Annotated in this window: 4 protein-coding genes; all 4 read left to right on the top strand. The window is 41.8% G+C overall.

Translation table 11 applies throughout. From position 1 onward, the window contains the following. The first annotated feature begins 81 nt into the window (after positions 1-81). The 4 genes from pyrR to ACHFIY_RS13710 all read left to right on the top strand — a co-directional run bounded on the left by pyrR (position 82) and on the right by ACHFIY_RS13710 (position 6,272). On the top strand, positions 82-609 hold the full coding sequence (gene pyrR / locus ACHFIY_RS13725; RefSeq protein ID WP_410846674.1) for a bifunctional pyr operon transcriptional regulator/uracil phosphoribosyltransferase PyrR: 528 nt from the start codon (positions 82-84) through the stop codon (positions 607-609). 303 nt (positions 610-912) lie between these two features. Beyond that, positions 913-2,583 carry a ribulokinase gene (locus ACHFIY_RS13720; protein WP_410846673.1) on the top strand — a complete coding sequence of 557 codons (1,671 nt, stop codon included), beginning with the start codon at positions 913-915 and terminating at the stop codon, positions 2,581-2,583. A gap of 113 nt (positions 2,584-2,696) precedes the next feature. Beyond that, positions 2,697-4,640 (top strand): alpha-L-arabinofuranosidase C-terminal domain-containing protein, encoded by a 1,944-nt coding sequence (locus ACHFIY_RS13715; protein ID WP_410846672.1) that lies wholly within the window; start codon positions 2,697-2,699, stop codon positions 4,638-4,640. 48 nt (positions 4,641-4,688) lie between these two features. Further along, positions 4,689-6,272 carry a putative Ig domain-containing protein gene (locus ACHFIY_RS13710; RefSeq protein ID WP_410846671.1) on the top strand — a complete coding sequence of 528 codons (1,584 nt, stop codon included), beginning with the start codon at positions 4,689-4,691 and terminating at the stop codon, positions 6,270-6,272. Positions 6,273-6,322: the final 50 nt, after the last annotated feature.

Genomic DNA, 6,322 nt, shown 5'->3' with positions numbered 1-6,322 from the left:
GTGGTGAGTAACTAAAAAGTTTTTGTGATTTATCTTGTAAAGCCTCTATTTTTATCCCCTTATTCAAAAGCAAATACTGGATTGAAAACAATTTTATCGCAGCATCAGGTTGGCCTTACCATCAAGCGCCTTGCCCATCAAGTGCTAGAAAACCATATACAGCTACAAGATACGGTACTGATTGGGTTGCAGCCCCGTGGCGTTTTTTTAAGCGACAAAATAGTGGCGGAAATACAAAAAAACATAAGCCCTGCTTTAATAGCTTATGGCAAACTGGATATTACGTTTTACAGGGACGATATACGCAAAGAGCTGCACAAGGCCAACAAAACAGATATTGCTTTCAGCATAGAAAACAAAAAAGTAGTGCTGATAGACGATGTGCTTTGGACTGGCAGGACCATAAGGGCAGCACTAGACGCTCTACTAGATTTTGGGAGGCCACAAAAAGTAGAATTATGCGTGTTGATAGACAGGCGTTTTAGCCGTGAATACCCTATACAGGCAGATTATGTGGGCTTAGCCATCGATACTTTCCACAACCAGAAAGTGATTGTAAGCCTGAATAAAACAGCCAAAGAAAATAGTGTAGAGTTATTGGATTTATAAATTTTGTCTTGCCCTGAAATACTTTGATATTTCTTTCTTACGAAAATCGTATTTTCCAAAGAAACTATTGCCGTTTTTGCATAAGAACTAGAATCTCTTTACTTGCTTTGAGTGGGCATAACTTCGTATAGTCATCCCCTAGGAACAATGCCCAACAAACACCCACTCCCCTATCTCAACAATATTAATATTGCCAAAAATCATGCTGTAAATAATCTTATAAAATAAATAAATGTAAATAATACACTTATTTAAAAGACTGCCGTATATTAGCTCCCTCATTTAGATAATTGCTGTATGAAAATGGATACATCTTATGTTATTGGGGTTGATTACGGGACTGATTCTGTCCGCTCAATAGTAGTGAACGCGCTTACTGGCGAAGAGGTGGCCGCCTCCGTTTTTTATTACCCCCGTTGGAAACAAGGCCTGTTTTGCAACCCTTCGCAAAACCTGTTCCGCCAGCACCCATTGGACTATGTAGAGGGGCTGGAATTTACTATTAAGGACTGCCTGCAAAAAGCAGGTGTAGATGTGGCTGCAGGCATCAAAGGCATTTCGGTTGATACAACTGGTTCAACACCTGTGGCTGTAGATATACATGGAACACCATTGGCTTTGCTGCCGGGTTTTGAAAACAACCCCAATGCCATGTTTGTGCTGTGGAAAGACCATACTTCCGTAAAAGAAGCCGCCGAAATAAACATCCATGCCACCAAATTTGAAACCAACTATTTGCAATTTGTAGGTGGTATTTACTCCTCGGAATGGTTTTGGGCTAAACTGCTTCATGTGCTCAGGGAAGACGGAGCAGTTGCTGGTGCAATCGGTTCTTGGGTGGAGCATTGCGACTGGATACCTTATTTGCTAACAGGCGGCAACGATGTTGCTCACCTAAAACGTGGCGTTTGCAGTGCTGGCCATAAAGCCTTGTGGGCAACAGAATTTGGTGGTTTGCCACCTAATGAGTTTTTTGCTACCCTTGATTCATTATTGGATGGATTTACAACTAAATTATTTTCTCATACGGTCACTTCTGCCGAGGCTGCTGGCACTATTTCCAAGGAATGGGCAGAAAAATTGGGTATCCCTACGGATGTAGTAATAGGTGTAGGTGCTTTTGATGCGCACATGGGTGCTGTTGGCGGGCAGATAGAGCCTTACTACCTAAGCAAAGTAATGGGCACTTCAACCTGCGATATTTTAATAGCCCCCGAAAGCGAAGTGGCTGGCAAACTAATAAAAGGTATTTGCGGCCAAGTGCCTGGCTCGGTTATACCGGGCATGGTGGGCATGGAAGCTGGGCAATCTGCCTTTGGCGATGCTTATGCCTGGTTTAGGAATGTTTTGGCTTGGCCAGTACAAAACCTATTGCCACAAACGTCTTTGATTGATACCGAAACTGCCGAGGCTTTAAAAAATGAAATAATAAATAAATTATTGGCTGAATTAAGCAAAAATGCAGCCGCATTGCCAATAGATGAAAAAGCGGAGCTGGCTATAGACTGGCAAAATGGTAGGCGTACGCCCGATGCAAACCAGCTTTTGAAAGGTGCTTTTGCAGGATTAAGCTTGGGGACAGATGCCCCCAAAATGTTTAGGGCATTGGTAGAAGCCACTTGTTTTGGGGCAAAGAAAATAGTTGACCGTTTTATAGAAGAAGGCATACCTGTAAAAGGACTAATTGGTTTGGGTGGCGTAGCAAAAAAATCGCCATTCATTATGCAGATGATGGCAGATGTGATGAACATGCCCATCCGCATACACAAAAGCGAGCAGACCTGTGCTTTGGGTGCGGCCATGTTTGCAGCCACTGCGGCAGGTATTTACCCAAAAGTAGAGGATGCGATGGTAGTAATGGGACAAGGATTTGATGCTGAATATCAGCCCAATGCAGCAGTTGTTGGCATTTATGCTAAAAGGTATGAGGCTTATTCTAAATTAGGTAATTTTATTGAGGAAACCTTGTCTTGATTAGGATTTATAAGATGTAAGGATTAAATATCGATTAGTGTAGTAATTCACACTTAATCATAATATCTTTAAATCCAATAAATCCTAATTTAGACAATAAAAATTACAAACAAATGAAACACTACAAAAGGATTTGCCTTGCCGCAATAATTGCCAATGGCCTATTTGGGGGTATAATATTTGCCCAGGACAGCACAAAACCTGCAACTGTTATTACCATCAATGCCGAACAAACAGTTGGGAAAATAAGCCCACAGTTTTATGGATTAATGACAGAAGAAATCAATTATTCCTATGATGGTGGAATATATGCAGAGCTAATCAGGAACAGGGCTTTTAAGGATAACCCTACTAAGCCAGAGCATTGGTCTTTGGCAAAGGAAGGCACAGCCACTGGTACTATTTCATTGGATAGCATCGAGCAAAAGAATACGGCATTAACCAAAAACTTACGGTTAGACATCACCTCGGCTGATGCGAGGAACAGAGTTGTAGTTTCCAATGATGGCTTTTGGGGTATACCCGTGCATCCCAACACCAATTACACGGCTTCTTTTTATGCAAAAGCTGCCGCAGGTTTCAGTGGGCCGCTTACCATAGCCATTGAAGGCAATGACGGCGTAACTGTTTGGGCAAGAACACAGGTAAGGGCAATATCTGGTGAATGGAAAAAATATACCGTTGAGCTAACCACTGGTGATGTGGACACATCGTCAAACAACCGCTTTACCATCACTGCCGAAAACAAAGGCACGGTTTGGTTTAGCCTAGTTTCCTTGTTCCCACCCACTTACAACAATCGGCCAAATGGCAACCGAAAAGACATCATGGAACTGCTGGCAGACATGAAGCCGGGCTTCCTTCGTTTCCCCGGAGGCAATTATTTGCAATCCAACAAATTAGAAAACCGTTTCAATTGGAAAAATACAATCGGCGATATTTCCCAGCGGCCAACCCACAACAACGATTCTTGGCGCTACCATTCCTCCGATGGTTTGGGGTTGATGGAATTTATGGGTTGGTGCGAAGATTTGAAAATGGAGCCTTTATTAGCTGTTTTTGATGGGCTGTTATTAACCAAAGTAAACCCAATCGTGGGTGATTCTTTGCAACCCTATATCCAGGATGCGTTGGATGAAATTGAATTCCTCACGGGTGAAAAAAGTACAAAATGGGGTGCGGTGCGTGCCAAGCTTGGCCACCCGTTCCCTTACCGATTGAAATATGTAGAAGTGGGCAATGAGGACTGGTTTGACAAGCAAAAAACATGGGATGCCCGTTTTACTGCTTTTTATGATGCCATCAAAGCAAAATACCCTGCCATACAAGTTATTTCCAGTGCGCATGTAACTTCAAGAGTGCCTGACATGGAAGACATACACCATTATTTTTCATTCAAACAATCTTTGAAACTAGCCCATAAGTACGACAGTTACATAAGGAGTGATGCCAAAGTATTTGAAGGCGAGTGGGCTTGCCGGGAAGGTTTCCCTACTACCAATTTCCTAGGTGCTTTGGGCGATGCTGCTTTTTTAACTGGCTTGGAACGCAATGCAGACATTGTAAAAATGAGCTGCTACGCACCGCTTTTTGTAAACGTAAACCCTGGTGGTATGCAGTGGAAAAGCGACTTGATTGGGTATAACACAGTGAGCAGTTACGGCTCGCCATCATATTATGTACAGAAAGCTTTTTCTACTTATATCGGGGATGAAGCAGTAAAATCTTCCATCAGCAATGTGCCGCTTGCCGCAGACACTACCGAGCAATTGTTCTATTCTGTAACTAAGGATAGCAAAATGGGGACCCTGTTTTTAAAGGTTGTAAATGTATCTGCAAGCGCTTTGCCAGCTACGCTTAATATTGTCAGCAAAAAAGAACTATTGCCTGTGGGGCTTGCGACTATTATTAGTTCTGAAAAAACTTCAGACACCAATTCACTCACCGACCCTAAAAAGATAGTGCCTGTTACAAACCCAATCCAAGGGATGGGCAAAAATATTACTTACAACTTTAAGCCCTATTCTGTAACGATTTTAAAATTGGCTTTTAAATAGGGTTATAGGTGTAGCTGAAATAAAATATATTACTATAATATTTTTGAAATGAAAGGGAATAACATTTTCTTCTGTTTATCAATTGCTACAATAATGTTCATTACTGGTAATAATTATGTTTGTGGGCAATATATAGAGGTAAATGACTCTATAAAATCGCTTATTCTCACACCAGTTTCGTCATTGAAACCACGTATTAATGGAGCAAAAGTGTTTGGTGCAAGGCCAGGTTCTCCGTTTCTGTATCACATACCAGTTTCCGGCAAACGCCCAATGCAGCTTTCTGTAAAAGGTTTGCCCACTGGCTTAAAATTAGATACGCAAACGGGCAATATTACCGGGGTGCTAACTACTGCTGGCACCTACACCTTGGTAATAAAAGCCAAAAACACTTTAGGAACTGCTGAACGCAATTTCAAAATAATAGTAGGCAACGATATTGCGCTAACGCCTCCGATGGGTTGGAATAGCTATAACTGCTGGGGAATCAATATTTCGCAAGAAAAAGCAATGATTTCTGCCAAGGCATTCATATCTGCCCATTTGGATGAACATGGCTGGGCATACATCAATTTGGATGATGGGTGGCAGGGAGAAAGGGGGGGCACTTACAATGCTATACAGCCAGACCCAAAGAAATTCTCCAGTCTTAAAGCCTTTTGCGATAGCCTGCATGGTTTGGGGCTAAAGGCAGGTATCTACTCAACACCCTGGACAAAATCTTATGGAGGCAGGATTGGTGGTAGTTCCAACAACGCTGATGGCACTACTGATTCTTCTTTTAAAATGAATAAGGCTCCGAGGAATAAAAAAATGCTGCCTTACGATACTGGTAAATATTCATTTGCAAATCAGGATGCCCGCCAATGGGCTGAATGGGGCATAGATTATTTGAAATACGATTGGGCCCCTGTAGAGGCCCCGTCTGTTATAGCTATGGACAATGCCATAAGGGCTACAAAAAGGGATATTATTTTAAGCCTCTCTAACAACGACCCAAGAACGTTGATTAACAATATTAAAGCCGTAGCACCCTTTGCCCAAAGTTGGCGTACAACTGGTGATATAAACGATAGCTGGAAGAACATGAGCAATATTGGCTTCTCGCAGGATAAATGGGCATCCTATTCTTTACCCGGGCATTTCAACGACCCTGACATGCTTGTTGTAGGTTATGTTGGTTGGGGTAGGCCGCATCGTACCAAACTTACACCAGATGAACAATACACACACATTAGTTTATGGAGCTTACTGTCTGCTCCCTTGTTATTAGGCTGTGACCTAGACAAATTGGATGCTTTTACCCTTAACCTTATTACCAATGATGAAGTGATTGATATAGACCAAGATATACTCTGCAAGCCGGCTAAAAGGGTTTATTCAAAAGATTCTTTGGATGTATTTGCTAAGCCATTGGAAGATGGTAGCCTTGCTGTTGGCTTATTTAACCGTAGTAAGGACAAAGCTACCATTACTGCAAACTGGAATGACTTGGGCATTGAAGGTAAGCAACAAATAAGGGATGTGTGGCGGCAAAAAGATGTAACAATAGAAGCTGAAAAATTTGAAACAGAAGTTGCGTCGCACGGGGTAGTGTTATTGAAAATAACAAAAATTAACTTAAATAAATAATATCTTAGGTGTTAAATCCTAGTATTTGGAAAAGGTATAAATAATTCCTA

It is taken from the genome of Parasediminibacterium schistidii, assembly GCF_046546515.1.
Lineage (GTDB): Bacteria > Bacteroidota > Bacteroidia > Chitinophagales > Chitinophagaceae > Parasediminibacterium.
Note: the sequence above shows the minus strand (reverse complement) of the source record. Positions and strands in the feature narration are given on the sequence as shown.